We start from the raw sequence: 2,250 nt of genomic DNA, 5'->3' as shown, positions 1-2,250 counted from the left end.
CCAGCCGGCTGCGGCGTCCGCACCGAACAAGCCCTCGGCGACGTCGCGCAAGGACGCGCCCGCCAGGGTGGCGTCGAGCGCCTGCAGGGTGTGTAGCTCCAGCAGCGCCGCAGGCGGTGGCCTGGGCCGAGCCATTGACGCAGGCGTACCAGGCATAGGGGCCGCAGGGGCGGCGTGACGGCCACGATAGGCATGGGCCACGGCCATGCCGTCCTCCAGGCCAGGCGCCAGCGCATAGCGCTGGCAAAGGCTGGGGCTGCGCGCGATCAGCGCCAGACCCTTGCCGTCGTGCAGCAACTGCTTGTGGCCGGGGATGCGCCAGAACGCGAAGGCGGTGGCATCCGGAGGCGGATCGGCATCGGGGTGAAGCTGCACCACGGCCCCATGGCCGGGAAGCCAGGCCGGATGCGCGTCACGCGCATCCACGTCCGGGTCTTCCAGCAGACGCAAGCCCCAGCGATGCGCGGCATCGGGGCAGCGCGCACGGCGCAGCCAGTCGATCCGGTAGTCGGGATGGCGGCGCAGGTACTCCCAGGCCAGTGCGAGCGTGTCCAGACACAGGACGTAGAGGTAGGCGGCGGTCGGATACCAGTGCGCGAGGTGGTGCGGTTCGGCCATGACGCAAGCTCCCGTAGAGCAGGACGGCCGTCACTGGTTTCACACGCCAACGTCACCGCATCGAACTAGCATCCAATCGTGAATAAGCTGGTAGATTAGTAACTTGCGTGTCAAGACGAAAAGCATCCGATGGATTGCGCGGATCGTCTGAATGCGACGGTGGCGCGCGAGGAAATGCGGCCTCCTGCGCTATCCACCGTGCCCGATGGCACGGCTGGCGTCATGACCGTTTGCGTCAGGGTGGCACTGGTTTGGTGCAACAGTGCGGATTAAGACCTGACGGGTCTGGAGCAAGACCGAAATAGCCTCAATGCGCCCGGCTTGGCCGTGGCGCGAACGGCTCAATCGAGGACGGAACCGTTCTCCTGGGCCAGCCGCAGGTACTCCGACAACGGGCGCACCGCCCGGAAATACCGATCTCGCATCACGGGCTGTTTGCTCGGCCCGACGATGGATGCGAGGTCGGACAGCTTGATCTCGCCCAGCTCAGGCATGCTGATCCCCAAGTCGATCAGGCCATGGGCCGTATCGCCGTCAGCGGGGTCAAGCGACACCAGCAGCCAAGTGGCGTGTGCGTCCGGCGTGAACAACCGCACCACGGGCAGCGGGTCGATGGCCCGGCCAGCGGCCCGGACCCGGCCGTGTTCCAGCAGTTGCTTGCGCTCGTCCTCGGTCATGAGTTGGTTCATGGGCGTTACCTCATTCGCACAAAACCGCCGAAGCGTGAAAGCGCAAAACCGCATCGGCGGGTTTGTGGAAAGGCACGGATGCGGTTTTGTGCTTCTGTGAGAAGCTGCAGATACGGATTTCCGTAAAAGCACGAAAGCGGCAGGCGGGCATAGTTGAACACTATAGATTGTAGCCCTATAGGGCTCAATCGGATGTCATCTTGGATTTTGCGGAGATCCAGGGTTGGCAGCGAAACATACATTGTCGGAGGCACTAAAGACCATCAGGAAAGCACGTGGTTTGAGCCAGGAAGCGTTCTCGGACGTGTCCAGCCGCACCTACATGAGCACGCTGGAACGCGACCTCAAAAGCCCCACCTTGAACAAGCTGGCCGAGCTGTGCGAGGTCATGGAGGTGCACCCGCTCACGCTGCTGACGCTGGCCTATGCCGGCGACGACCTGCAGCAGGTCGATCAGCTGCTGGCGCAGGTGCGCCAGGAGTTGGAGACTGTGGCGAAGAAGAGTGACACGCCATAGCGTGCGACCGCGCTGGCGTGGCCGATCCGGTGCAGCCGGTTCGGGGACTTCAGGGGCGCCAAGCATCGCGCGGCGGGGAGAGGCCGCAGGGTTTTCCCCCGGAGGCAAGCGAAGCGCGCAGCTGCGATAGGGATTGAAGCCGAATGGCCATGACGGCGAAGTCGGCATGGGGCGCAGCCCGCAAAGCCCGGTCGGCGCAGTGCGCCGAATCGCCCTGCATTCGCCCTGGCAACACGAAGTCATGGTGATGCTGCCCGACCACCACCATCACGAAGCTGGGAGAGCCAAGCCTTCCAGTCTGCTGATCCAAGCAGTACAGCGCCCCGCCGCAGTGGGCGGGGCGCTGGCGGCCGTCAGGCCGCCTGGGGCTTGCTGCGCGACCAGATCAGGTCGTGCGTGCCGTTCTCTCCTTCGATCAGGCGGGCA

Annotated in this window: 3 protein-coding genes and 1 pseudogene; 1 reads left to right on the top strand and 3 read right to left on the bottom strand. The window is 64.9% G+C overall.

Annotation, left to right across the window (positions count from 1 at the left end):
- Together H928_RS0118915 and H928_RS0118910 are read right to left on the bottom strand one after the other, a co-directional pair.
- On the bottom strand, positions 1–618 hold a 618-nt coding region (locus H928_RS0118915), incomplete at its 3' end, for a DUF2285 domain-containing protein (RefSeq protein ID WP_021027907.1).
- Between the two features lie 341 nt (positions 619–959).
- Positions 960–1,307: a DUF2958 domain-containing protein gene (locus H928_RS0118910; RefSeq protein ID WP_003056199.1), complete on the bottom strand. Its 348-nt coding sequence runs from the start codon at positions 1,305–1,307 to the stop codon at positions 960–962.
- 223 nt (positions 1,308–1,530) lie between these two features.
- Between H928_RS0118910 and H928_RS0118905 the strand changes: the two genes are divergently transcribed.
- A complete protein-coding gene (locus H928_RS0118905; RefSeq protein ID WP_003056202.1) occupies positions 1,531–1,824 on the top strand; it encodes a helix-turn-helix domain-containing protein in 294 nt (97 codons plus the stop codon).
- Positions 1,825–2,177: 353 nt separating this feature from the next.
- Here the strand turns inward: H928_RS0118905 and H928_RS31725 are convergent.
- Positions 2,178–2,250, bottom strand: a pseudogene (locus H928_RS31725) (DUF736 domain-containing protein); the annotation flags it as partial.

Origin of the sequence: Comamonas sp. B-9 (genome assembly GCF_000410635.1) — a bacterium.
Lineage (GTDB): Bacteria > Pseudomonadota > Gammaproteobacteria > Burkholderiales > Burkholderiaceae_C > Comamonas.
Note: the sequence above shows the minus strand (reverse complement) of the source record. Positions and strands in the feature narration are given on the sequence as shown.